This window comes from Nocardioides sp. P5_E3, from assembly GCF_054049275.1.
Genome location: NZ_JBFUMR010000014.1, coordinates 69,231 through 91,416, shown reverse-complemented (window position 1 = coordinate 91,416; position 22,186 = coordinate 69,231). Strand labels below are relative to the sequence as shown.

The 22,186-nt window shown below is 73.1% G+C and carries 20 protein-coding genes and 1 pseudogene; 10 read left to right on the top strand and 11 right to left on the bottom strand.

Annotated elements, in window-relative coordinates:
• Positions 1–82 precede the first annotated feature (82 nt).
• Genes ACXJKB_RS11070 through ACXJKB_RS11055 form a run of 4 tightly spaced genes read left to right on the top strand, consistent with a single transcriptional unit; the run spans position 83 to position 4,780 of the window.
• A complete protein-coding gene (locus ACXJKB_RS11070; RefSeq protein WP_457188249.1) occupies positions 83–1,234 on the top strand; it encodes an acyl-CoA dehydrogenase family protein in 1,152 nt (383 codons plus the stop codon).
• 12 nt (positions 1,235–1,246) lie between these two features.
• A complete protein-coding gene (locus tag ACXJKB_RS11065; RefSeq protein ID WP_457188247.1) occupies positions 1,247–2,383 on the top strand; it encodes an acyl-CoA dehydrogenase family protein in 1,137 nt (378 codons plus the stop codon).
• Positions 2,383–3,534, top strand: coding sequence for an acyl-CoA dehydrogenase family protein (locus ACXJKB_RS11060; RefSeq protein WP_457188245.1), 1,152 nt, complete (start codon positions 2,383–2,385; stop codon positions 3,532–3,534). Before ACXJKB_RS11065 ends, ACXJKB_RS11060 begins: the two co-directional genes overlap by 1 nt.
• A gap of 25 nt (positions 3,535–3,559) precedes the next feature.
• Entirely contained in the window at positions 3,560–4,780 is a 1,221-nt protein-coding gene (locus ACXJKB_RS11055; RefSeq protein WP_457188243.1) for a WD40 repeat domain-containing protein, read from the top strand.
• 33 nt (positions 4,781–4,813) lie between these two features.
• Here ACXJKB_RS11055 and ACXJKB_RS11050 read toward each other — a convergent pair whose 3' ends face one another.
• The 6 genes and pseudogenes from ACXJKB_RS11050 to ACXJKB_RS11025 form a co-directional block, all read right to left on the bottom strand.
• A complete protein-coding gene (locus ACXJKB_RS11050) occupies positions 4,814–5,608 on the bottom strand; it encodes an LLM class flavin-dependent oxidoreductase (RefSeq protein ID WP_457188241.1) in 795 nt (264 codons plus the stop codon).
• A 25-nt stretch (positions 5,609–5,633) separates the two neighbouring features.
• Positions 5,634–6,908 (bottom strand): glycosyltransferase, encoded by a 1,275-nt coding sequence (locus tag ACXJKB_RS11045; RefSeq protein ID WP_457188239.1) that lies wholly within the window; start codon positions 6,906–6,908, stop codon positions 5,634–5,636.
• The gene (locus tag ACXJKB_RS11040; protein WP_457188237.1) at positions 6,905–7,939 is read right to left on the bottom strand and encodes a hypothetical protein; all 1,035 of its coding nucleotides are present in this window, start codon (positions 7,937–7,939) and stop codon (positions 6,905–6,907) included. Before ACXJKB_RS11040 ends, ACXJKB_RS11045 begins: the two co-directional genes overlap by 4 nt.
• Positions 7,940–7,999: 60 nt before the next feature.
• Positions 8,000–9,028, bottom strand: coding sequence for a GNAT family N-acetyltransferase (locus tag ACXJKB_RS11035; protein WP_457188235.1), 1,029 nt, complete (start codon positions 9,026–9,028; stop codon positions 8,000–8,002).
• Positions 9,025–10,704: an ABC-F family ATP-binding cassette domain-containing protein gene (locus ACXJKB_RS11030; protein WP_457188233.1), complete on the bottom strand. Its 1,680-nt coding sequence runs from the start codon at positions 10,702–10,704 to the stop codon at positions 9,025–9,027. Before ACXJKB_RS11030 ends, ACXJKB_RS11035 begins: the two co-directional genes overlap by 4 nt.
• Positions 10,705–10,818: 114 nt before the next feature.
• A pseudogene (locus tag ACXJKB_RS11025) lies at positions 10,819–10,887 on the bottom strand (hypothetical protein); the annotation flags it as partial.
• Between the two features lie 211 nt (positions 10,888–11,098).
• Here ACXJKB_RS11025 and ACXJKB_RS11020 point away from each other — a divergent pair.
• From ACXJKB_RS11020 to ACXJKB_RS11010, 3 genes are all read left to right on the top strand, one after another.
• Positions 11,099–11,422: a GYD domain-containing protein gene (locus ACXJKB_RS11020; protein WP_457188231.1), complete on the top strand. Its 324-nt coding sequence runs from the start codon at positions 11,099–11,101 to the stop codon at positions 11,420–11,422.
• Between the two features lie 135 nt (positions 11,423–11,557).
• The gene (locus ACXJKB_RS11015; protein ID WP_457188229.1) at positions 11,558–12,481 is read left to right on the top strand and encodes a threonine/serine dehydratase; all 924 of its coding nucleotides are present in this window, start codon (positions 11,558–11,560) and stop codon (positions 12,479–12,481) included.
• A 78-nt stretch (positions 12,482–12,559) separates the two neighbouring features.
• Positions 12,560–13,819, top strand: coding sequence for an Nramp family divalent metal transporter (locus ACXJKB_RS11010; protein WP_457188227.1), 1,260 nt, complete (start codon positions 12,560–12,562; stop codon positions 13,817–13,819).
• A 3-nt stretch (positions 13,820–13,822) separates the two neighbouring features.
• Here ACXJKB_RS11010 and ACXJKB_RS11005 read toward each other — a convergent pair whose 3' ends face one another.
• The 4 genes from ACXJKB_RS11005 to mgrA form a co-directional block, all read right to left on the bottom strand.
• A complete protein-coding gene (locus ACXJKB_RS11005) occupies positions 13,823–14,557 on the bottom strand; it encodes an N-acetyltransferase (protein WP_457188225.1) in 735 nt (244 codons plus the stop codon).
• Between the two features lie 133 nt (positions 14,558–14,690).
• Positions 14,691–15,806 (bottom strand): hypothetical protein, encoded by a 1,116-nt coding sequence (locus ACXJKB_RS11000; protein WP_457188223.1) that lies wholly within the window; start codon positions 15,804–15,806, stop codon positions 14,691–14,693.
• 102 nt (positions 15,807–15,908) lie between these two features.
• On the bottom strand, positions 15,909–17,312 hold the full coding sequence (locus ACXJKB_RS10995) for an FAD-dependent oxidoreductase (protein WP_457188221.1): 1,404 nt from the start codon (positions 17,310–17,312) through the stop codon (positions 15,909–15,911).
• Positions 17,313–17,337: 25 nt separating this feature from the next.
• Entirely contained in the window at positions 17,338–18,372 is a 1,035-nt protein-coding gene (gene mgrA, locus ACXJKB_RS10990; RefSeq protein WP_457188219.1) for an L-glyceraldehyde 3-phosphate reductase, read from the bottom strand.
• 97 nt (positions 18,373–18,469) lie between these two features.
• On the opposite strand from mgrA, the gene ACXJKB_RS10985 reads away from it, so the two are divergent.
• The 3 genes from ACXJKB_RS10985 to ACXJKB_RS10975 are packed head-to-tail and all read left to right on the top strand — an operon-like array spanning position 18,470 to position 21,558.
• Entirely contained in the window at positions 18,470–19,753 is a 1,284-nt protein-coding gene (locus tag ACXJKB_RS10985; protein ID WP_457188217.1) for a cytochrome P450, read from the top strand.
• 42 nt (positions 19,754–19,795) lie between these two features.
• The gene (locus ACXJKB_RS10980) at positions 19,796–20,569 is read left to right on the top strand and encodes a class E sortase (RefSeq protein WP_457188215.1); all 774 of its coding nucleotides are present in this window, start codon (positions 19,796–19,798) and stop codon (positions 20,567–20,569) included.
• 47 nt (positions 20,570–20,616) lie between these two features.
• A complete protein-coding gene (locus ACXJKB_RS10975) occupies positions 20,617–21,558 on the top strand; it encodes a phosphotransferase (protein WP_457188213.1) in 942 nt (313 codons plus the stop codon).
• Positions 21,559–21,569: 11 nt separating this feature from the next.
• On the opposite strand, the gene ACXJKB_RS10970 is transcribed toward ACXJKB_RS10975, so the two are convergent.
• Entirely contained in the window at positions 21,570–22,163 is a 594-nt protein-coding gene (locus tag ACXJKB_RS10970; RefSeq protein ID WP_457188211.1) for a D-alanyl-D-alanine carboxypeptidase family protein, read from the bottom strand.
• Between the last annotated feature and the right edge of the window lie 23 nt (positions 22,164–22,186).

Sequence of the window (22,186 nt, the reverse complement as noted above, 5' to 3'; positions counted from 1 at the left end):
GCCACCGGGTTGGGCCGGCCGCGCCATGATGGTGCGGCCGGCCCTCTGCCGTGCCCGCCCGGATCCCGACCCGAGGAGTCACATGCAGCTCGAGCTCAGCCCCGCGGACGCGGAGTTCCGGGGAAGGATGCGCGACTTCTTCACGACCAAGGTGTCGCCGGAGATCCGCGACACGGTCCTCGAGGGGCGCCACCTCACCCGCGACCAGATCGTCGAGGCCCAGCGGACCCTCAACGCCGAGGGCCTCGCCGTGCCGCACTGGCCCGTCGAGTGGGGCGGCCAGGACTGGACCGACCTCCAGCGGCACCTGTGGCACGAGGAGATGCAGCGCGCCGGCGTGCCCATCCCGTTGGCCTTCAACGCCTCCATGATCGGGCCCGTCATCGCCCACTTCGGCACGCAGGAGCAGAAGGAACGCTTCCTGCCCGCCACGGCCAACCTCGACATCTGGTGGTCGCAGGGCTTCTCCGAGCCCGATGCCGGCTCCGACCTCGCCTCCCTGCGCACGACTGCGGTGCGCGACGGGGACGACTGGGTGGTCAACGGCCAGAAGACGTGGACCACGCTCGGCCAGCACGGCGACTGGATCTTCACGCTCGTCCGCACCGACCCCGAGGTGAAGAAGCAGGCCGGCATCTCGATGCTCCTCATCGACATGACGACCCCGGGCGTCGAGGTCCGGCCGATCGAGCTGATCGACGGTGGCCACGAGGTCAACGAGGTGTGGTTCACCGACGTGCGCGTGCCGGGTGACCTGCTGGTCGGCGAGCTCAACGGCGGTTGGACCATCGCCAAGTTCCTGCTCGGCAACGAGCGGGTCGGCGTGGCACCCGTCGGCGCGACCAAGCGGGCGCTGGCCGCCCTGAAGGCCAACGCCGGTCCCCTGCTGGACGACCCCCTGGTCCGGGCCCGGGTCGCCGAGCTCGAGAACGAGCTGCTCGCCCTCGAGCTCACCGCCCTGCGCGTCGTGGCGCACTCCTCGGACGGGGCTCCGCACCCGGCCTCGTCGGTCCTCAAGCTGCGCGGCACCGAGCTCCAGCAGGCCGTGAGCGAGCTCGCGCTCGACCTCGCCGGGCCGGCCTCGCTCGCCGCCCGTGCCGGGGACGACTCGCCGCAGGAGGGCTGGGCGCGGCGGTCCGGGCCGACCTACCTGAACCTGCGCAAGGCCTCGATCTACGGCGGGTCCAACGAGATCCAGCGCCAGATCATCAGCCGCACGATCCTGGGACTCTGAGGGGACTTCGACATGGACTTCACCTACGACGACGAGCAGCAAGCCCTGCGCGAGGCGGTCCGCGGCCTGCTCGCGACGGCGTACGCCGACCACGACGCGCGGCGCCGCACGGTGGCCGACGACCCGGGGTTCGACCGTGCCCTGTGGGGCCGGCTGGCCGAGATGGGCGTCCTCGGCCTGCCGTTCAGCGAGGCCGACGGCGGCGTCGGCGCCGGGCCCGTCGAGATCGGGATCGTGTGCCAGGAGCTGGGCCGCGTGCTCGCCCCCGAGCCCTACCTCGCGTCGGTCGTGCACGCCGGCGGCCTCGTCGCCGCCGTCGGGACCGCCGAGCAGAAGGCCGACCTGCTGGGCCGGCTCAGCGCCGGCGAGATCGTGCTGGCTGCGGCCGACACCTCGCCCGGCGGTCGCTGGGCCTCGCGCGCGGACGGCGTACGCGCCTCGGTGTCCGACGGCAGCTGGACGCTCGACGGCGTGGCCGACCCCGTCGTGGGCGGTGCGTGCGCCGACCACCTCGTCGTCACCGCCGCCCTGCCCGACGGCGGCACCGGCGTGTTCGTGGTGGACGCCACCGCCGCGTCGGTCACCGGCTACGTCGCAGCCGACCTCACCCGCGCGGCGAGCGTCCGGTTCGAGGCGAGCGCCGCCACACCGCTCGGCGAGCCCGGCCGCGACCTGTCGCCGAGCATCGCCACCATCAGCGACCTGACCCGCATCATGGGCGCCAACCAGGCGCTCGGGGTGATGCAGAGCCAGGTCCGCGCCACGACCGACTACCTCAAGAGCCGCAAGCAGTTCGGCGTCACGCTCAACACCTTCCAGGCGCTCACCTTCCGCGCCGCCGACATGTACGTCTCGCTCGAGCTCGCGCACAGCACCGTCGAATGGGCGACGATGACGATCGCCGGTGGCGACCGCGAGGTCGTTGCCGACGCCGCCGACCGCGTCGGGCTCCAGGTGTCCCGGGCGGCGCGCCACATAGGGGAGGAGGCCATCCAGCTCCACGGCGGCATCGGGATGACCGCGGAGTACGCCGTCGGGGTCGGCACCGCCCACCTCACCGTGCTGGAGCAGTGGCTCGGCAACGCCGGGCACCACCTCACGCGGCTCGCCGCCCGCGTCACCGAGCACGAGATGGTGGACGCGGTCTGATGGACCTCTCGCTGACCGAGGAGCAGCAGGCCTTCCGCGACCTCGCCCGCGACTTCCTCGAGCGCGAGGCCGTGCCCCACCGGATGCGGTGGGACCACGACGAGGCGGTCGACCTGGCGATCGTGCCGAAGATGGCCGAGCTGGGGTTCTTCGGGCTGACCATCCCCGAGGAGTACGGCGGCGTCGGGGGAGACTACGTCACCTACTCCCTCGCCATGGAGGAGCTCGGCCGGGCCGACTCCGCGCTGCGCGGCATCGTGTCGGTGAGCAGCGGACTGGTCGGCAAGTCGATCCTCGACCACGGGACCGAGGAGCAGAAGCAGGAGTGGCTGCCCCGTCTCGCCTCCGCCACCGCGCTCGGCTGCTTCGGGCTGACCGAGCCCGGCACCGGCTCCGACGCGGGCAACCTCACCTCCCGGGCGGTCCGCGACGGGTCGGACTGGGTGCTCGACGGGCAGAAGCTCTTCATCACCAACGGCACCTGGGCGGACGTGGCCCTGGTCTTCGCCCGCACGAGTGATGACGGCCCGCGCGGCGTGACGGCGTTCCTCGTGCCGACCGACTCCCCCGGCTTCGAGGCCCGCGAGGTCACCCACAAGCTCGGGCTGCGCGGCCAGGCGACCGCCGAGCTGTTCCTGACCGGCGTATGTGTCCCCGACTCGGCACGCCTCGGCGAGGTCGGGCGGGGGTTCAAGATCGCGATGGGCACCCTCGACAAGGGCCGGCTCGCCGTCGCCTCGGGTTGTGTCGGGATCGTGCAGGGCTGCCTCGAGGCGTCGGTGGCGTACGCCCGCGAGCGCACGCAGTTCGGCAAGCCGATCGCGTCGTTCCAGCTCGTGCAGGACCTGATCGCCGGCATCTCGCTCGACGCCGACGCCGCCCGCCTGCTGGCGTGGCGGTGCGCCGACCTCATCGACCGCGGCGAGCCCTTCGGCGTCGCGGCCTCCAAGGCGAAGCTGTTCGCGTCGGAGGCCGCGGTGCGCGCGGCCAACAACGCGATCCAGGTGCACGGCGGGGCAGGCTACGTCGACGACTTCCCCGTCGCGAAGTACCTCCGGGACGCGCGGGTGATGACGCTCTACGAGGGCACGTCGCAGATCCAGAAGCTCATCATCGGCCGCGCGGAGACCGGCATCAGCGCCTTCGGCTGACGTCGTACGCCCCTAGACTCCGGGCGTGCACCCGGCAGCCGCAGTGCCCCCCGTCGTCGGCGCGGTCGTCGCCGGGATCGTCGTCGTCCTCACCGGGCTGGGTGGCAGCCCTGCAGCGGTCGCGACACCCGCCGTGCCGGAGGTGATGGCGGGCTACTCCCACCTCACCGGGTCGGTGTCGTCGTCCCCACCAGGACCGGCCGTCGCGCTCTGGCAGCACGGCTACGGCGTCGAGTTCCTGGACTTCCCGCAGGCGGTCGTGCTCGGCGCCGGTGGCGACAGCTACCGACGCGTCGACGTCGCCGAGGAGCGGGCCGGCTCCGAGACCCAGGGCGACCCGGCGCCGATGCTGCTCTCCCCGGACGGCACCCGGGTGGCGGTCGGCGACCACGACGTCGAGCGACCCGACGTGGTCGTCGTCGACCTGACCACCGGGGCGACCTCGAGGCACGCGCTCCCCGCGGGACGCAGCGTCGTGCCGGTGGCGTGGTCGAGCGACGGCGAGGCGCTCGCGAGCCTGGTGTCCGACGAGGCGACGAACCCCTACTCCGGCGGGCGGATCACCGGCTCGATCGCGCTGCTGGACCTCCCTGACGACTCCGCCGAGGTCCTGGAGCTCGACGGCTCCGCCACCGCGGCCGCGTTCTCCCCCGACGGCTCGGAGCTCGCCGTCGAGCAGTCCGGCGGGATCACGGTGGTGGACCTGCAGGACGGCAACCGGCGCAGCCTCGAGGTCGACGGCGTGCTCGCCGGACCCGCCGCGTGGTCCCCCGACGGCCGGCTGCTCGCCGTCACGACCGTCGAGCCGACCAGTGCGCCGCCCGGCGTCGAAGCTCCCGGTGTCCCGAGCGGGCTGTCGTTCGTCGACGCCGATGGTCGGGGCGCCGCCGTGCCCGACCCGCTGCCGCTCGACCTGTCCGGTCCGGGGCGCGTGCTCGGCTGGGCGGGTGACGCGGAGGTGCTGACGGTGCTCGCGAACGGGGCCGACGACCAGACGCTGTCGGTCGTGCCGCTCGACGGCGCCGACCCGCGCCCGCTCATGCGGATGTCCGACCTCGGGTCCTACGGCGTCGGTCGCTTCCAGCTCGCGTCGTCGGTCGCTGGCTCCCTCGAGGTCGTCGATCCCGACGGCGTGGACCGTGGTCCGTGGCCGTGGGCCCTCCGCGGGGTGCTCACGGTCGCGGCGGGTCTGCTGGCGTGGTTCATCGCCCGACGCTTCCCTCGCGGTCGGGTGCGCACGCGGTAGTCGTCCCCGTAGGGCTCCGCACCCGACATGCCGTCAGGCCGGCCGCGGGCCCGCCCGGACGATCCGACGTACCTCGTCGAGGTCGAGGTCGTACGGTCCGATCCGGGTGAGCACCCACGACGCCCCGCGGTCGACCCACACGTCGGGGTCCTGGTCGGGCTGCAGGTCGACGACCACGTCGTACCCGGGCCCCGGCTCGTGCGCGGCGAGATCAGCGGTGACGGTGTCGAGGTCGGCGGGACCGTCCAGCCCGATGACGAAGAAGCCGTCGTACGACGCCGCGCGCCGCAGCGGGGCCCTGTTGCCGTAGCGGCCGGCCAGCCAGACGGGCACCCGCGGCGCCGGGAGGAACCGGACGTCGCGGGCGGCGTGGTGCTCACCCTCGTGGTCGACGGTCTCGCCGCTCAGCAGGCCGGTCAGGACCGCGAGCCCCTCGTCGAGCATCCGGCCGCGCACCTTGGGGTCCGCCTCGTCGCCGAACGCGCTGAACTCCCCCACCCAGTCGTCGCCGAGCCCGAGGCCCAGCACGAAGCGGCCGCCGGACAGGACCGCCAGGCTCGCGGCCTGCCGGGCCAGCACCTGCGGCCGGCGGCGCGGCAGCGGGGTCACCATCGGCCCGAACAGCAGCCGCTCGGTGCGCATCGCGATCGCCGCGCAGCACGTCCACGGGTCGGCGATCGCGGCCACCCTGTCGCCGTACAGCAGGTGGTCCCAGACGAAGAAGCCGTCCCAGCCGGCCGCCTCCGCCTCGGCGGCGAGGTCGCCGACGAGCCTCGGGTCGGCCAGGGCGTCGAAGGGGGCGACGAAGAGGCCGCGGCGCGTGGTCATGACGCCATTCGAGCACGCGGCTCGATCATGCGCCGGCCCAGCCGCCGAGCCACGACGCGAGGGTGACGTCCTCGGTCCAGGGGTGGAGCGAGGTGGCGAGCGACGGCCCCGCCGGCGCCAGGTCGGGTCGACCCCACCGCGCGGCGCGGCGCAGGAGGCGCAGGTCCTGCAGCTCGGCGCGGCCGTCGCCGATCTCGCGGGATCCCGTGCACCCGTCGAGGCCGTCGACGAGCGCGGCCCAGGCGCCGGCGTCACCGACGAGGCCACCGCGCACGTCGAGGTGCAGCCGCGCCGAAGCGGGCAGGTCCGCGTCGGCGGCGACCACCCGCTGGTCGCCGCCGACCAGGTCACGGTGCCGCTCGGAGAGGCGTACGACGGCTCGCGGCAGCGCCGCCAGCAGCGAGTCGACCGTGACGAGCACCTCGGCGTCGGCCAGGGCCGGAGCGCAGGTGACGACGAGGTCGCCCGGGCCGCGGGCGAGTCCCCGCCACGTCGTCATCGGTCCGGACGTGCGGTCCGCGACGGCCACGGTCTCGGCCAGGAGCGCGGCAGGGTCGCGCTCCCGGGAGCCGGCGTCAGGCCCGTCGTGCCAGGCGACGGCGTCGGGCCGGTGCGCCAGCAGGCCGCCGGCGGTCCATGACCGGTGGGCGAAGTCCCAGTCCTCCCCGCCGTAGGCGCGGAAGGTCTCGTCGAAGCCGCCGACCTCGTCGTACCACCACCGGCTGCAGGCCAGGACCGCGCTGATGACGAAGCGGTGGCTGCTGGCGTCGGCGTCCAGCAGGTCACGGCTGTCGGCGTACGCGTCGCGCAGCCAGGCGGGCTCGGCCAGCTCGAGCGCCGGCGCGACCTGCTCGACCGGTTGCTCCGGCGAGGTGCCCGCCAGGTCGGCGTGCCGGCGGCGCCCCACCACCAGGGCCTCCGGGAGCACCTCGGGGAGCGCGACCATGCGCTCCACGAAGGCCGGCTCGGGAGCGGTGTCGGCGTCGAGCAGGACGAGCAGCTCGCCGGTGCTGGCCTGCACGCCGAGGTTGCGCGCGGCGGCTGCCCGGAAGCCGTCGTCGTGCTGCCGCACGAGCCGCACGCCGGCCGGGACCGTGGGCACCCGGTGGGACCCGTCGTCGGCGACGACGACCTCGTCCGGCGGGCGCGTCTGGCGGCGCAGGGCCGCGAGAGTGCGGTCGAGCTGCTCCTGCTGCTCGAAGTGGGTGACCACCACCGACACCCGCCGGCGCCGGTCGGCGTCGGGCGCGAGGTCCCACCGGTTGCCCGGCACCGAGGTGCCGTGGGGCGGGGCGGTCATCCGACCGTCGCCCACCACGCCCGGTAGGCGGCTGCCGTGTCCTCGAGCCGCGGCCCGAGGTCGGCGTCGGGTGAGGTCCAGGTCGAGGTCGGTCGGCGCAGCGCGGCGTCGAGGCAGGGCACCAGGGTGGCGTCGTCGAAGAGGTCGAGGGTGCCGGGGCGGAGCGCCGCCATCTCCCGGGTGTAGGCACCGTCGCGCGCGAGGGGTCGCCGGCCCGCGGCGATCCACGAGTTGAGGCTGCCGGACGCGGAGACGTTGCGGTGCGCCGTCACGCCGACCGCGACGCCGCGCAGCGCGCTGACCAGGTCGTCCTCCGGCACCCGGCCGGTGACCTCCACCGGCACGCCGCGTTCCCGGCCCGTCCGCACCAGCGCCTCGAGCTCGTCGGCGTGGCCGGGCGCGGCGTCACCGAGGACGCGCACGGACGCCATCGTCCCGGCGCGGCGCAGCGCGGCCGCCGCGCGCACCACCTGCCGGTGGCCCTTGCCGGGATAGACGAAACCGAAGACGCCGACCACCGGCTCCGTCGCGACGGCTCCCACCACCGCGCGACCGGGCCGACCGGGCTGGCCGTCGAGGCCCGCCGGGACCGGAACGGGCAGCGGGATGACGGTCCCGCGGGCGCCGGACGCGCTCCAGCGGTCCACGAGGTCGTGCTCGTGCCACGAGTTGGTCGCCCACGCGTGGCTGGCGCGCACGATCCGGCCGTAGGCCGCGGCGCGGGCCGCGAAGACGGGCCCGTCGGTCGGCTGCGGGACGTCGTGCAGCGTGACCGTCAGGCGTACGCGCCGCGCGAGCTGCTCGACCACGGCCGCCGCGTCGAGAGGGTCGCTGCCCAGGAGCCGGTCCGTCAGGTGCAGGTGGACCGCCGCCCCCGGCACCAGCTGGGCGACGTCGCGGACGACCGGTGCCCGAGCAGCGTCCGCCACCTCGCCGGCGTACCTCGTGACGCCGTGCGTGTCGGGCCCGAGCAGTAGGTGGTGGGGCGCGGCAGGGTCGGCGTCGCGGAGGTGGGAGGCCGGCATGAGCACCCGCCCATCCTGTCGAGGTCGGACAGACCCGACCTCCCCCCAAAGCGTGGGGATCGGCGCTCAGGGCCGGTCGAGCAGCTTCTGGAAGTCCCCCAGCCGAGCGACCGGCCGGAAGCCCAGCGCCTCGTTGACGCCGATCATGTGGCTGTTGACCTCAGCGTTGTAGGTCGTCAGCCGGGTGATGTCGGGGCGCTCGCGCTGCAGCAGCTGCAGGTTGGCGACCTTGACCGCGACGCCGAGCCGGTGGCCGCGGTGCTCGCGGCGCACGAGGGTGCCCCACTGGTAGGCGCGCCCGGGCTCGTGGACCGTCGTCGCGAGGTCGGAGTAGGCCACCACCTCGCCCGTGGACGACAGCGCGACGGCGTCGTACTTCGTCCGCCCCTGCCGGGCGGCGGTGTCCTCGCGCTCGCGGACCGCGTCGGTGCTGGCTGCCTCCGGCTCGAGCTCGAGGTCGCCGGTGGGCGCCTCGGTCGCGAGGATCGAGGTAATCCCGGCCCAGCCCTGCAGCAGGTCGTCGGGCACGGGCCCGCTCCAGGCGCGCAGCGTGTACTCCGGGTGCGAGCGGGCCGCGTCGTCGGCGAGCCCGCCTAGCAGGTCGCCGTCGACCGGCAGCCGGAGCTCGCGCTGCACCTCCGACAGGGCCAGGTCGTAGCCGCGCGCCCGGGCGAACTCGGGCCCCGCGGCACCCTCACCGTCGGTCCCGGCGTCGTACGACCACGACGAGAGACCGGTCAGCACCCGGCGCCCGCGCGAGCGGGCCTCGTCCTCGAGCACGGCCAGCAGCGCCGAGCCGGTGCCGGCGCGGCGGTGCGCGGGGAGGACGTGGACGTCGAGCTCGGCGAGCTCGAGGTTGTCCAGCAGCGGCGTCCGCATCCAACCCGCCCCGACCGTCTTCCCGTCCGCGACGGCCGCCCAGGCGCCCGACCAGCTGTGGCTGCCGACCCCCTGCATCGTCACCCGCAGCTCCGCGAGCTGCCACGGCGTCGCCACCTCGCCCAGCTCGTGCTTCGTCGAGGTGTCGTAGACGTGGTGCCAGGCCGCGAAGGCGGTGTCGTCGGTGGGGTCGACCGGGGAGATGCGCAGGCTCATCGGGCGCGCGACACCCGGCCCTCGTCCCACACCGGGGCGTCGGGCTCGTAGACCTCGCCGTCGGCGCCGTAGACGAGGAAGCGGTCGAAGCCGCGGGCGAACCACCGGTCGTGGGTCACCGCGAGCACCGTGCCGTCGAAGGCCTCGAGCCCGGCCTCCAGCGCCTCGGCGGACTGCACGTCGAGGTTGTCGGTGGGCTCGTCGAGGAGCAGCAGCGTCGCTCCGGACAGCTCGAGCAGCAGGATCTGGAACCGCGCCTGCTGCCCACCGCTGAGGGACTCGAACTTCTGCTCGCCTGCGTGCGCCAGCTCGTAGCGGTCCAGCACCCGGCTGGCGGCCTCGCGGCCCATGCCGTCGCGGTGGTCGTCGCCGCGGTGCAGGATCTCCAGAAGGGTGCGACCGACGAGCTCGGGGTGCTCGTGCGTCTGCACGAACCAGCCCGGCCGGACCCGCGCGCCCAGCTTGGCGCTGCCGGTGTGCGGGACCGGTGCGGGAGGTACGCCGACGGGCTGGTGCTCGACGTCGGGGTCGCTTCCGCCGGCCGCGAGGAGCCGCAGGAAGTGGGACTTGCCGGACCCGTTGGAGCCGAGCACGGCCACCCGTTCGCCGTACCAGACCTCGAGGTCGAACGGCTTCATCAGGTTGGTCAGCTCGAGAGCGGTGCACACGACCGCGCGCTTGCCCGTGCGGCCACCCTTCAGCCGCATCTTCACCTGCTGCTCGCGCGGCTGCTCGGTGGGCGGCCCGGCGTCCTCGAACTTCTTCAGCCGCGTCTGGGCCGCGCGGTACTGCGAGGACATGCCGTCGTTGTACTCCGACTTGATCTTGAGCCGGAGCACGAGCGCCTTGATCTTGGCGTGCTCCTCGTCCCAGCGGCGGCGCATCTCCTCGAAGCGCTCGAAGCGGTCGCTCCGCGCCTCGTGGTAGCTCGCGAAGCCGCCCGGGTGCGTCCAGACCAGGTTGCCGGCGCTGCCGAGCTCGACGGTCACGATGCGGGTCGCGGTGTTGTCCAGCAGCTCGCGGTCGTGGCTGATGAAGAGGATCGTCTTCACCGACTCGCGGATCCGGCCCTCGAGCCAGATCTTTCCGGGTACGTCGAGGTAGTTGTCCGGCTCGTCGAGCAGCAGCACCTCGTCGGGGCCGCGCAGGAGGTACTCGAGCACCAGCCGCTTCTGCTCACCACCCGACAGCGTGCTCAGCAGCCGGTGACGGGCGCGTTCGAAGGGCAGCTCCATGGCTGCCGTGGTGCACACGTCCCACGTCACCTCGGTGTCGTAGCCGCCGGCGTCGGCGTACTCCCCCAGGGCCGTGGCGTACGCCATCTGGGTGCGCTCGTCGTCGACGTCCATCAGCGCGAGCTCGGCGGCGTCGACCGCCTCGGCAGCCGTCCGGACCCGGGGCGGGGCCACCGACAGCAGGAGGTCGTGGACGGTCTCGTCCCCGCCACCGTGACCGACGAACTGGCGCATCACGCCCAGCCCTCCCGAGCGGGTGACCACGCCCGCGTGCGGGGTGAGGTCGCCGGTGACGATCCGCAGCAGGGTGGTCTTGCCGGCACCGTTGGCGCCGACCAGCGCGACCTTCTGCCCGTCGCCGACCCGGAAGCTGACGTCGTCGAGCAGCACCCGCCCGTCCGGCAGCTCGTAGCGCACTCCGGCGACATCCACGTGACCCACGCGAGGATTCTCGCAAGCCACCCGGCCCGCCGTCGCGTGGTTATCGCCACCCGGACGAACTTGACCCTTCCCCAACCCCTGGCCGACAGGCGGGTCAGGGGTGTGAAGCACGTCTTGTCCCGAGTGGCCGCGCAATGTGTCACGCCCTTGGTTGCCGTGCAGCACGTCCGCACCGACGCCGATAGGGGCCGTAAGAGGAACGGTCAGGTCTGGTCCACCTCGTTGCGCTGCATGACGAGCCCGACGACGCCTATCGCATCCACCGCGGGAAGCGTACGGTCAAAGTTGCTCCCGGTCCGTGCGACCGTCGTCGAAAACTCGGCTCTTGATGGCTCGGAGGAGACACCCCTCTCGGGTGTTCACCCCCGCCCGCCATCCACAGAAAGAGCACACCATGGCCAAGTACATGATCAAGGCTTCCTACTCGCCGGACGGCATCAAAGGCGTCATGGCGAAGGGTGGCTCCGCCCGTGCGGACGCGATCGCGAAGCTCGCCACCGGCGTGGGCGGCACCGTCGAGAGCGTCTACTTCTCGTTCGGCTCCGATGACCTGTTCGCCATCGTCGATGCGCCGAGCCACGAGGCGATGGCAGCCATCGCCGGCACGGTCGCGCAGACCGGCGCCGTCAGCAGGTACGAAACCGTCATCCTGTTGACGCCGGCCCAGATCGACGATGCAGCAAACATGACGATCGACTACACGCCGCCGGGAGGCTGACCGCCGGGCGCGCGGGCGGGCGAGTCGGCCCACGATCCAGCGCCCGATCACCTCGACCACAAAGGCCCGCAGGCGAGGCCGAGCCCCCTATCCGTCGATGCCAGGACGGCCGCCGGCGGCGTCGATACTGCTCTCATGACCATCACCCGAGACGATGTGTTGGCCGCGGCGCGCCGCATCGAGGGCCGGGTCAGGCGCACCCCTCTGCTGGCTCCCACCTCACAGGACGCGGTGTGGCTCAAGTGCGAGTTCCTCCAGCACTGCGGAGTCTTCAAGACGCGCGGGGCCTTCAACCGTCAGCTCGCGGCGTCGGAGACCGGCGAGCTCAGCGCGGCCGGGATCGTCGTTGCCTCGGGCGGCAACGCCGGTCTCGCGCAGGCGTACGCAGCCAGTCAGCTGGGCATCAAGGCCACGGTCTTCGTTCCCGAGGCGGCACCGCAGGTCAAGGTGGATCGGATCGAGCGCTACGGAGCCGAGGTCGTCCGGATCGGTGTGGAGTACGCCGAGGCTTTCGAGGCGGCTGCCGCGTTCGCCGACTCCACGGGGGCCACGTTCGCCCATGCCTACGACCAACCCGAGGTCGCCGCGGGTGCAGGCACGATCGCCGAGGAGATCCTCGAGGACGAGCCCTCCATCGACACCATCGTCGTCGCCGTCGGAGGTGGCGGCCTGTATGCCGGGGTGGCAGCGTCGGCGTCGGGGCGGGCTCGTGTGGTCGCCGTCGAGCCCGAGACCATCCCCACCTTGCGTCAGGCCATGGCCGCCGACAGGCCCGTCGACGTCAGCGTGTCCGGGGTCGCGGCCGATGCCCTCGGAGCTCGACGGATCGGCTCACTGGCGTTCGCTGCCCAGAAGGCCGAGAGGCCGGTGTCGGTGCTGGTCACCGACGAGCAGATCGTCGTGGCTCGTCAGAGGTTGTGGCACGACTACCGCATCGCGTCCGAGTTCGGCGCTGCTACGGCGTACGCCGCAATGCTGTCCGGTCGGTACGTCCCGAGCGACGGCGAACGCGTCGCAGTGATCGTGTGTGGCGCCAACACCGACCCGACGACGCTGTAGGAGAGCCCCGATCCCGAGACGAGCGGCTGCCGAGGTCGGCGCAGACCACTGGTCCAGACCAGTACTAAGGTGCTGCTCATGGCTGACACCACCACAGGCTCGACCGAGCAGTCCACCGCCCCTCGATGGAAGATCGTCGGCCCCGGCCTGGTGGTCGCCGCCACGGGCGTCGGCGCCGCCGACCTGGTGGCGACCCTCATCGCGGGGCAGAAGTTCGGCTACACCCTGCTGTGGTGCGTGGTCGTCGGCTGCGTCATGAAGATCGTGCTCGTGGAGGGTGCCGGGCGATACTCGCTCGCCACCGGCCGGACGATCTTCGAGGGCTGGCGCACGCTGGGCGCCTGGACCACCTGGTACTTCGCGCCCTACATCGTCGTCTGGGGCTTCGTCTACGGCGCCGCCGCCATGGCCGGCACGGGCCTCGCGCTGCAAGGTCTGGTGGGCGGGCTCTCCACCACGTGGTGGGGCATCCTGTCCGGCGTCCTCGGCCTGGTGCTGGTGTGGAGCGGTCGCTACGGCGTCTTCGAGAAGGTCCTCGCCGCACTCGTCGGCATCATGTTCGTGACGATGGTCGGCGCTGCCCTGCTGACGCTGCCGAACCTCGGCGAGCTGATGACCGGTCTGGCCCCGCGCATCCCCGACGGCGGCCTGGTCAACACCCTCGCGCTCGCCGGCGGCGTGGGCGGCACGATCACCCTCGCGGCGTACGGCTACTGGCTGCGCGAGAAGGGCTGGGACACCCCGCGCTACATGCGCGTCATGCGCATCGACAACACCGTCGCCTACGTCGTCACCGGCCTCTTCGTGCTGGCCACCCTCGTCGTGGGCGCCGAGCTGCTCTACTCCACCAGCGTCGCGATCGAGAGCGGCGACCAGGGCCTGCTCGACCTCGGCGTCGTGCTGCAGGACCGCTACGGCGCGTGGGCCGGGAAGCTCTTCCTGCTGGGCTTCTGGGCCGCGGCCATGTCGTCGTTGGTCGGGGTCTGGAACGGCGTCAGCCTGATGTTCGCCGACTTCATGACCCACGTGACCAACGGCGAGGCGGCCGATGCCCGCGCCGGCGGCAAGTGGTACCGCGTCTACATCCTGTGGCTCACCTTCCCGCCGATGGTGATGCTGTTCCTCGGCAAGCCGGTGTGGCTGATCCTCGCGTACGGCGTGCTCGGCGCGTTCTTCATGCCGTTCCTCGCGGTCACGCTGCTGTGGCTGCTCAACACCGACCGCACGCCGGCGGAGTGGCGCAACAAGCTCCACTCCAACGTGCTGATGGTCATCATCGCGCTGGCCTTCGTCGCACTGTGCGTCAACGAGGTCCGCAAGGCGATCGACGGAGCCTGACCCTCACACGCCGGTGGGGTGCCTGACCCAGACGTTGGGCTCGACGTAGGTCGCCGTGCCGTGCTCGGCGTCGCACATCACCGGCGCCAGGGCACCGGGCACGACGACGGGACCGGTCGTGTCGAACGGCAGCCCGGTCCACTCCCGCCACTCCTCGACGGTGCCGGGGATGACCATCGAGCGCGGCGCCACCCGGTCGATCCGGCCGCCGGCCCGGACGTGGACGCGCAGCCACGGGTCGACGGGCAGCCCGTCGTCGCGGGTGCGGGCGGCGTAGTCCGCCATCGGCTCGTGCACGTCGGTCTTGCCGTTGGGCCGCACCGGCGCCAGGAGCTCGGAGAAGCCGAGCCGACCGGCGTTGTCGCGCAGCGCGGCGACGATCCGCCCCGACAGGCCGGATCCCTGCAGGCCCGGCTCGATCGCGATCTCGACCGCGGTGACGGCGTCGGGCTCCTCGCCCCACAGCTCGGTCAGCAGGCCGCTGCGGATGGCGAAGTCCCAGCCGGCGTCGGGCAGCTCGCCCTCGGGGAGCTGGAACGGCACCGAGTGCGCCTTGGCGACCATCCGGCCCGACTCGTCGAGGCAGACCAGCACGAACTCGCGGAAGTGGTCGAGCGAGGCGTAGTAGCCGTTGCCGATGGGGTCGTGCTTCATGAACTCCGGCCACGACGTCTCCATGTCCCAGAAGGTGTCCATGAGGTCGGGACGCTCGGCGAGGGTGAACAGCTCGAGGTGCATGACCTCATCCTGACCGAGCCGGACCGCGGGCGCCCTCCGTTTTCAAGGGCGGTGTTGCGACGTGACGCAGCACCGCCCCCGGCGGGCGGGCCGGGGGCGGTGCGTCCTGCGAACGGTGGTGCGGCCGGGTTGACTAGCTGCCCGAGATGATGCCCGGGAGGGCGGCGTCGAACATCTCGATCACGGTCGCTGCCGGGAGCACGGCGCTGCGCGGCCGGGCGGCGGCGGCCAGGTCGGCGCCCCAGTCCGCCGCACGCTCGCGCTGCAGCGGGGTCCCGTGGTGGCCGGGGCTGGCGAACGAGCAGTCGCCGACCGTGTAGAAGCTCAGCAGGGCGTCGGCCACCCGCTTGCGGTTGAGCGCGAGCCCCTTCTTGTGGGTGGCGAAGTACGACGCCATGGCGTCGGCCATCAGCTCGGTGCGGCGCGTCGCCGCGGCCGGGTCGGACGGGCCCCCGTCGAACGTGCCGAGCTCGTACTGGACGTGGTGGGCGAACTCGTGCGCCATGATCACCCGCGGACCGACGTCGCCGAGGCCGATGGCGTCGTACGCCGCCAGGATGCCGTCACCCATGATGAGCTTGTCGGGCAGTCCGGCGATGAACGGGTCCGTCTCGTCCTCGCCGGAGAAGGCGAAGGCGTTGAACGTCCAGAGCGGGTTGTCCCGGAACGCCGCGTCCTGCGCCTGCAAGTACGTGGCCACCGTCTGCGCCTCGGCCGCGATCGCTGCGTCGGTCATGGGAGGCAGCTCACCGGTGTCGACCATCGCTTCGAGGGTCCGCGCGATCCGAGTGGCGTCGAGGAGCGAGTCGCTGTGCATCGCCATCAGCTGGATGTCGTCGGACTCGATGTCCCAGAACCGCTGCAGGTCGCGGTAGGTGTGGCTCAGCTGGGCGGCGTGGGAGTCGAGGGCGTAGTCGGGGTCTCCCGCCGTGCCGAAGAACAGGGCGTCGTAGGTCGGCACGTTCAGCAGGACGTCCTGGTGCTGGACGAGGAAGGCAAACTGCGCGTCGGTCATGTCGTCGAACAGGCCGTCGACGTAGTCATCGAGCAGGGTGGTGCTGCACTCGCTGGGGGTGACGGCGTCGCGCAGCGCAGCCTGGGCGGGGATCTCGACCAGGGTCTGCCGGGACTGGGTCGGCGCTGCGGAGGGCGCGGTGGCCGCGGTCGCTGTGGCGACCGGAGCCAGGGCTCCGAGCGGGAGGAGGACCGCGGCGCCCAGCGCCACGGACCAGCTGATTCGTCTGCTCACAAGGTTCTCCTCGGTGCGGTGGGGGGATGTCTCCGTCCGGTGGGGCGGCGCTCCAACGTAAGCCGGGACCGCCCGCCCGACACCACCCCTGGGAGGCGCTCGTCAGAGCCGCTCGGCCACCCGTCGCGCCGCGATCTGCAGCACCTCCCAGGTGGTCGCGAACGGCGGGGCGTAGGACAGGTCCATCCAGGCGAGGTCGTCGACCGAGCCGCCCGCCCACAGCACGGCGGCCGCGGTGTCGATCCGCTTGCCGGCGCCGTGCCCGCCGACGACCTGCACGCCGAGGAGCCGTCGCGTCCCGCGGTCGGCCATCACCCAGATGGCGATCGGCTCGGCCTCGGGCATGTAGCCGGCGGCGGTCGTGCCGTCGGTGACCAGGGCCACCGGGTCGAGCCCGGCGGCCTCCGCGTCGGCGCGGGACAGGCCCGTGCGCGCGATCTCGAGGTGGACCCCACCCGAGGCGAAGCGGGTGATCGACGTGTCGACCATCCCGTCGAACGACAGGTCGCCGCCGGCCAGGCTGTCGCCGAGCGCCCGGCCGTGCTTGGCGGCGTGGGTGCCGAGGGGGCGGAACACCCACTGGTCGTCGATCCGGCGGCGCACCTCGCAGCAGTCCCCCGCGGCCCACACGTGGTCGGCCACCCGTCCGTGCGGGTCGGGCCGCAGTGCGCCGTCGTCGGTCATCTCCAGGCCGCTGCCCACGAGGAAGTCGGTGGCCGGCCGCACGCCGATCGCCACCACGACCAGGTCGGCCTCCCGCGAGCCGCCCTCCCAGTGCACGCCGGTCACCCGGTCGCCGTCGAGCTCGAGCCCCGTGACCTCGGCCCCGAGCACCAGCTCGACACCGGCATCGACGAGGCCGGCGTTGACCCGCTCGGACATCTCGTCCTCGAGCATCCCCATGCCGCGCGTGCGGGTCAGGACGGTGACACCGAAGCCCTGGTCGAGCGCCGCCTCGGCGACCTCGACACCGACGTAGCCGGCGCCCACGACCACCACGTGCGCGCCCGGTCCGACGCGGGCGAAGCTGCGCACCCACGCGGCCCCGTCGTCGAGCGTCTTGACCACGCCCACCCCGTCGTACGACGTCCCGTCGGGGCGAAGCGCCCAGTCGGGCACCACTGCGGGGGCGCCGGTCGCGACCACCAGGTCGTCGTACTCCAGCACGTCGCCCGCAGCCGTCGTCACCGTGCGGGCCACGAGGTCCGCCGCGACGACCTCGGTGTGGAGCCGCAGGTCGATCCCGGCCTTCCGGTGCTCCTCGGCCGTGCGGGCCACGAGGTCGTCGCCGCTGCCCACGTCGCCGGCCATCCAGTACGGGATCCCGCAGGCACTGTAGGACGTGTGGCCGCTCGCCTCGAGGGCCGTGACGGACAGCGCCTCGCCCCTGCGCGCGGCCGTGCGGAGCGCCTGGTGGGCCGCCCCCATGCCGGCGGCGTCCGCGCCGACGACGACGACGCGGCGCCCGGGACTCATGTGCGCGCTCGCTCCGCTGCGTGCGTCCACGAGCGCACTCGTTCGCTCCGCGTGCTCACGCCTCGGTCTGCTTCGCCCAGAGGTTCACGCCCGAGTCCACGGCGAAGCGGTCGATCTCGGCGAGCTCGGCCTCGGTCAGCGCCGGCGCCTCGAGCGCGTCGAGGTTGGTGTCGAGCTGCTCGACGCTGGAGGCACCGATCACCGCACTCGTCACCCGGTCGTCGCGGAGCACCCACTGCAGCGCCAGCTGGGCGAGCTTCTGGCCGCGCCCCTCGGCGATGGCGTTGAGGGACCGGACGCGCTCGATCGTCTCGTCGTCGAACCCCGCGATCGTCGAGTCGTCGCGGGCCGCGCGCGAGTCGGCCGGGACGCCGTCGAGGTAGCGGTCGGTGAGGAGTCCCTGGGCCAGCGCGGTGAACACGATGCAGCCCATCCCCTGCTCCTCGAGCTCGTCGAGCAGCCCGCCCTCGATCCAGCGGTTGAGCATCGAGTAGGACGGCTGGTGGATCAGCAGCGGCGTGCCGAGCTCGCGCGCGATCGTGGCCGCCTCGTGCGTCCGCTCCGGGGAGTAGGAGGAGATGCCGGCGTAGAGCGCGCGCCCCGAGCGCACCGCCGTGTCGAGCGCCGTCATCGTCTCCTCGACGGGCGTCTCGGGGTCGAAGCGGTGGCTGTAGAAGATGTCGACGTAGTCGAGCCCCATCCGCGCGAGCGACTGGTCGAGAGAGGCCAGCACGTACTTCCGGGAGCCGCCGCCCTGCCCGTAGGGACCCGGCCACATGTCGTAGCCCGCCTTGGTGGAGATCACCAGCTCGTCGCGGTAGGGAGCGAAGTCGTCGGCGAGGTACCGGCCGATGTTCTCCTCCGCGCGACCGTAGGGCGGGCCGTAGTTGTTGGCGAGGTCGAAGTGGGTGACCCCGCGGTCGAAGGCCCGACGCAGGATCGCGCGCTGGGTCTCCTCGGGCCGGTCGGTGCCGAAGTTCTGCCACAGTCCGAGGGAGAGCGCCGGCAGCCTCAGGCCGCTGCGGCCGGTCCTCCGGTAGTGCATCCCGGTGGTGTCGTCGTACCTGTCGGGGGCTGCGTCGTAGGCCATGCCGCACATCCTGCCCGACGGGTTTCAGGGACTCCCCCGGGCTGGACCGGGGTGATACCCCATGGCCGGAAGGCGCGAGCCCGGGTGTACTGGTCACATGGCATCCGCTCGCACGTCGTGGGACTCCCGGGTACGCGGCACCGCTTTCAAGCTCGCGCTGTCGACCGCGCGACGGGTGCCGTACGTGCGTCGGGTGCCCGCGAGCATCCGTTTCCCGCTCCAGCGCGACGGGGTCGACCCGGTCGCCAGGCTGGCGACGACGCGCGAACGGGGCGAGGTGGTGCGCTTCGCGAGCCTCTTGGGCACCCGCGTCTGGCTGGTCACGGGGTACGACGCCGCGCGGGCCGTGCTGGCCGACTCCGCGTCGTACGCCAACGACGTGCGCGACATCATCGGCCGCCAGGACCGGGCCCCCGCCGAGCGGATCGGCGGGCTCGGCATGACCGACCAGCCCGACCACGGGCGCCTGCGCGGTGTGCTCACGCCCTGGTTCACCCGCCGTCGGTTGGCCGACCTCCAGGACGACATCGACCGCGTCGTCGACGCCGCGCTCGACGACATGGCCGCCCACGGGCCGGTGGTCGACCTCGTCGAGCGGTTCGGCTTCCAGGTCCCCTTCGGGGTGATCTGCGACCTGCTCGGCATGCCCGAGGTCGACCGCGCGGAGTTCCGGCAGCACGGCGCCGCCCGCTTCGACCTGCGCGACGCGGGCGTCGGAATCTTCGACACCGCTGCCGGCACGCGGCAGTTCCTCATCGACCTGGTCGCGTCCGAGCGCCGCTCCCCGCACCTGCCCGACGGGCTGATCGCCCGGATGGTCGCCGACCACGGCGCCGACTTCGACGACGTCGAACTGGGCGGCCTGGCCGACGGGGTCTTCCTCGGCGGCTACGAGACCAGCGCCAGCATGCTCTCGCTCGGCACCTGGGTCCTGCTCCAGCACCCCGAGTCGTGGGACGCGCTGCGTCGCGGCGAGCCCGCAGACGTCGACCGGGTGGTCGAGGAGCTGCTGCGCTTCGTGTGCCCCGTGCAGATGGCGTTCCCCCGGATCGCGCGCCACCAGGTCACGGTCGGCGCCCAGGTCGTCCAGCAGGGCGACATCGTCCTCGTCTCGCTGACCGGGGCCGAGCGCGACCCTGCCCACCGCATCGACCCCGAGCAGTTCGACCCGACCTCCGCCGTCGCGGGCACCCTCGCCTTCGGCCACGGGCTGCACCGCTGCGTCGGTGCGGAGCTGGCCCGCATGGAGCTGCGCACCGCGCTCGTCACGCTCGCCCGCCGCTTCCCGGACCTGGCGCTCGCCTGCGACCCCGCCGACCTTCGGTTCACCGAGCTCGCCGTCGTCCACGGCGTGGAGGCGCTGCCGGTCCGGCTCGGCTGACACCCACCCTGAGACCCACCACGCGCTGCGTACGGTGGAACGGTGTCAGGACGAGCGGTCGCCCTCCTCGCCGCGGCCGTGGTCGCGGTGGTCTCCGGCTGCTCGGGCGAGGGCACCCAGCGATCCGGCGAGGGCACCCAGCGATCCGGCGAGGGCTCGACCGAGGCACCGCGCGAGCGTCGTACGACGAGCGTGCCCGCCGAGGGCACCAGTCCGCCCAGCCCGACTCCGTCCGACTCGCCCACCGAGACCCCCACCGAGGAGCCGTCCGAGGAGCCGGCTGAGGAGCCGGAGGCGGTCCCCGAGCCGCGTCGCTCGTTCGTCACCATCCCGGCGATCGGCCTGCGGGACTTCCCGGTCGTGCGCTACCGCGGGACACCTGACGACGCACCCGGGACCGTGCTGCAGAACGCCGGCGAGATGGCCTCGCCGCGCGGACCGCGGGGCGGCACCCGGCCCGGCGAGGTCGGCAACTACATCGTGACCGGGCACCGGCTGACCGGGACCGCTCCCCTGCGCTACTCGCCGTCGCTGTCGAAGGGCGACCGGATCCAGGTGCGCACGGGCGACACCGTTTTCGTCTACGAGGTGCGCCGCACCCGCTGGACGTCGTTCCGGCAGCCGGCCTCGCTCCGCGCGCAGCGGGCCGAGGTTCCTGGGCGACCGGGCGAACCAGCTGTGCAGCCGATGATCACCCTCTCCACCTGCGCGACGCTCGAGGACCACGCCAACGGCAACTACTGGTCCGACGAGTTCGACAACCCCGAGCACCGCATCGACAAGATCGGCGTCCTGGTCGCGACCCGCCCCGCCTGACGAAACCCCGTTGCCCGCAGCGACCGGCCCGGGGTTGGATGCGCGTCATGACCGACCCGTCCGAGCTCACCGCCAGGTGGCGCGACCCCGCCTTCCTCGAGGCCGCCGGGGCATGGATCGCAGACCGGCTCGCCGAGCAGGGCCGCTCCGTGGCCGGCCCGGTCGAGCAGCCGCACGTGACCGACTGGTCGACCGTCCTGCGGGTGCCGACGGACGGCGGACCGGTCTGGTTCAAGGCCAACGACGAGGCGATGCGTCACGAGGCGGCCGTCACCGCACTGGTCGCGCCGCGCTCCGACGGACGAGTGCCCATGCCGCTCGCCAGCGACCCGGACACCGGATGGCTCTTGCTGGCGGACGCCGGGCCGCGCCTGCGCGACGTGATCGTCGAGGAGCGCAGCCTGGAGCGCTGGCTCGACGTGCTGGAGGCGTACGCCCGGGTCCAGCTCGCGTGCGAGGACGAGGTCGACGCGTTGCTCGCCGCCGGGCTGCCCGACCGTCGGCTGCCGACGCTGCCCGGGGCGTACGACGCCCTCCTCGCGCAGCTCGACGACGTCGACCCGCGGCTGCCGGGTGCTGACGCGATCGCCGACCTGTGTGACCGGCTGGGCGCCTTCGGCATCCGCGAGACCGTCCAGCACGACGACCTCCACGACGGGCAGGTCTTCCTCGGCGCGGGCGTGCACCAGGTGCTCGACTGGGGCGACGCCTGCGTCTCCCACCCCTTCTTCACCCTCGCGGTGACGCTGGAGGGCGTCATCGCGTGGGGTGTCGACGACGTGGAGGACTCCGAGGACCTCCGCCCGCACCTCGCGGCCTACCTCGGGCCGTACGCCGCCCACTACGGCACCACCGTCGCCCACCTGCGCGAGGCGGCCGCGATCGCGATGCGCCTCGGCTGGGTGTGCCGCGCGATCAACGGCGCCCTCCCCCAGGACCCGGGCCAGACGCAGACCCGACTGAAGATGTTCCTCGACGGGAAGCCCTAGCGGACGCAGCGTCACATCTGGAGCCGCGGGTCGTCGCTCGGGTCGTCGTACGGTGGCGGACAGCCCTGCTCGACGGCGTCGGGGTCCAGCTCGAAGTGCCACGGCTCGTTGTCGTACACCTGGCACAGGCCGTAGCCGACGCCGTGCTGCGCCAGCCAGTCGACGGCACTGCTCGGCCCCAGGTCGACCGCCGCGCCCGACTCGTGCACGGACGTGCCGGGTCGGGCGACCCACGCCGCGGCCTCCGAGCCGTGCTCGGCGACTGCCTCCTCGTACAGCAGCGACTGGTACGCCTTCGACCGCCACCCGCTGTTGACGACGATCCCGATGCCCTGGGCGGACGCGTCCGCCGTGGCGGCGCGGAGCTCCTCGAGGAGCCGACTGTCCAGACCGACCACCCCGGGGTGGTCGTCGTACACCGTCGCGCCGGCCGGCAGCATGCCGTCCGCGAAGCCGCGCGACGCACCGGACGGCGTCCGGGGCGGACCTTCGGGGACCGGGGCCGGCAGCGCGACGGACGACGACGGGTCCTGGGTCGCGGCGCAACCGAGGGCGAGCATCGCGACGAGGGCAAGGGCGAGCGCGGAAGGAAGACGTCGTGGCATGCGACCAGTGAAGGGAGCGCGAC

What these genes read in the sequence shown, in the direction of transcription:
- ACXJKB_RS11015 (WP_457188229.1), top strand. Translation starts at nt 11,558, where the DNA reads ATGACCATCACCCGAGACGATGTGTTGGCCGCGGCGCGCCGCATCGAG.
- ACXJKB_RS10970 (WP_457188211.1), bottom strand. Translation starts at nt 22,163, where the DNA reads ATGCCACGACGTCTTCCTTCCGCGCTCGCCCTTGCCCTCGTCGCGATG.
- ACXJKB_RS11005 (WP_457188225.1), bottom strand. Translation starts at nt 14,557, where the DNA reads ATGCACCTCGAGCTGTTCACCCTCGCCGAGCGTCCCGACCTCATGGAC.
- ACXJKB_RS10975 (WP_457188213.1), top strand. Translation starts at nt 20,617, where the DNA reads ATGACCGACCCGTCCGAGCTCACCGCCAGGTGGCGCGACCCCGCCTTC.
- ACXJKB_RS11070 (WP_457188249.1), top strand. Translation starts at nt 83, where the DNA reads ATGCAGCTCGAGCTCAGCCCCGCGGACGCGGAGTTCCGGGGAAGGATG.
- ACXJKB_RS11035 (WP_457188235.1), bottom strand. Translation starts at nt 9,028, where the DNA reads ATGAGCCTGCGCATCTCCCCGGTCGACCCCACCGACGACACCGCCTTC.
- ACXJKB_RS11045 (WP_457188239.1), bottom strand. Translation starts at nt 6,908, where the DNA reads ATGACCGCCCCGCCCCACGGCACCTCGGTGCCGGGCAACCGGTGGGAC.
- ACXJKB_RS10985 (WP_457188217.1), top strand. Translation starts at nt 18,470, where the DNA reads ATGGCATCCGCTCGCACGTCGTGGGACTCCCGGGTACGCGGCACCGCT.
- ACXJKB_RS11065 (WP_457188247.1), top strand. Translation starts at nt 1,247, where the DNA reads ATGGACTTCACCTACGACGACGAGCAGCAAGCCCTGCGCGAGGCGGTC.
- ACXJKB_RS11010 (WP_457188227.1), top strand. Translation starts at nt 12,560, where the DNA reads ATGGCTGACACCACCACAGGCTCGACCGAGCAGTCCACCGCCCCTCGA.
- ACXJKB_RS11060 (WP_457188245.1), top strand. Translation starts at nt 2,383, where the DNA reads ATGGACCTCTCGCTGACCGAGGAGCAGCAGGCCTTCCGCGACCTCGCC.
- ACXJKB_RS11020 (WP_457188231.1), top strand. Translation starts at nt 11,099, where the DNA reads ATGGCCAAGTACATGATCAAGGCTTCCTACTCGCCGGACGGCATCAAA.
- ACXJKB_RS11050 (WP_457188241.1), bottom strand. Translation starts at nt 5,608, where the DNA reads ATGACCACGCGCCGCGGCCTCTTCGTCGCCCCCTTCGACGCCCTGGCC.
- mgrA (WP_457188219.1), bottom strand. Translation starts at nt 18,372, where the DNA reads ATGGCCTACGACGCAGCCCCCGACAGGTACGACGACACCACCGGGATG.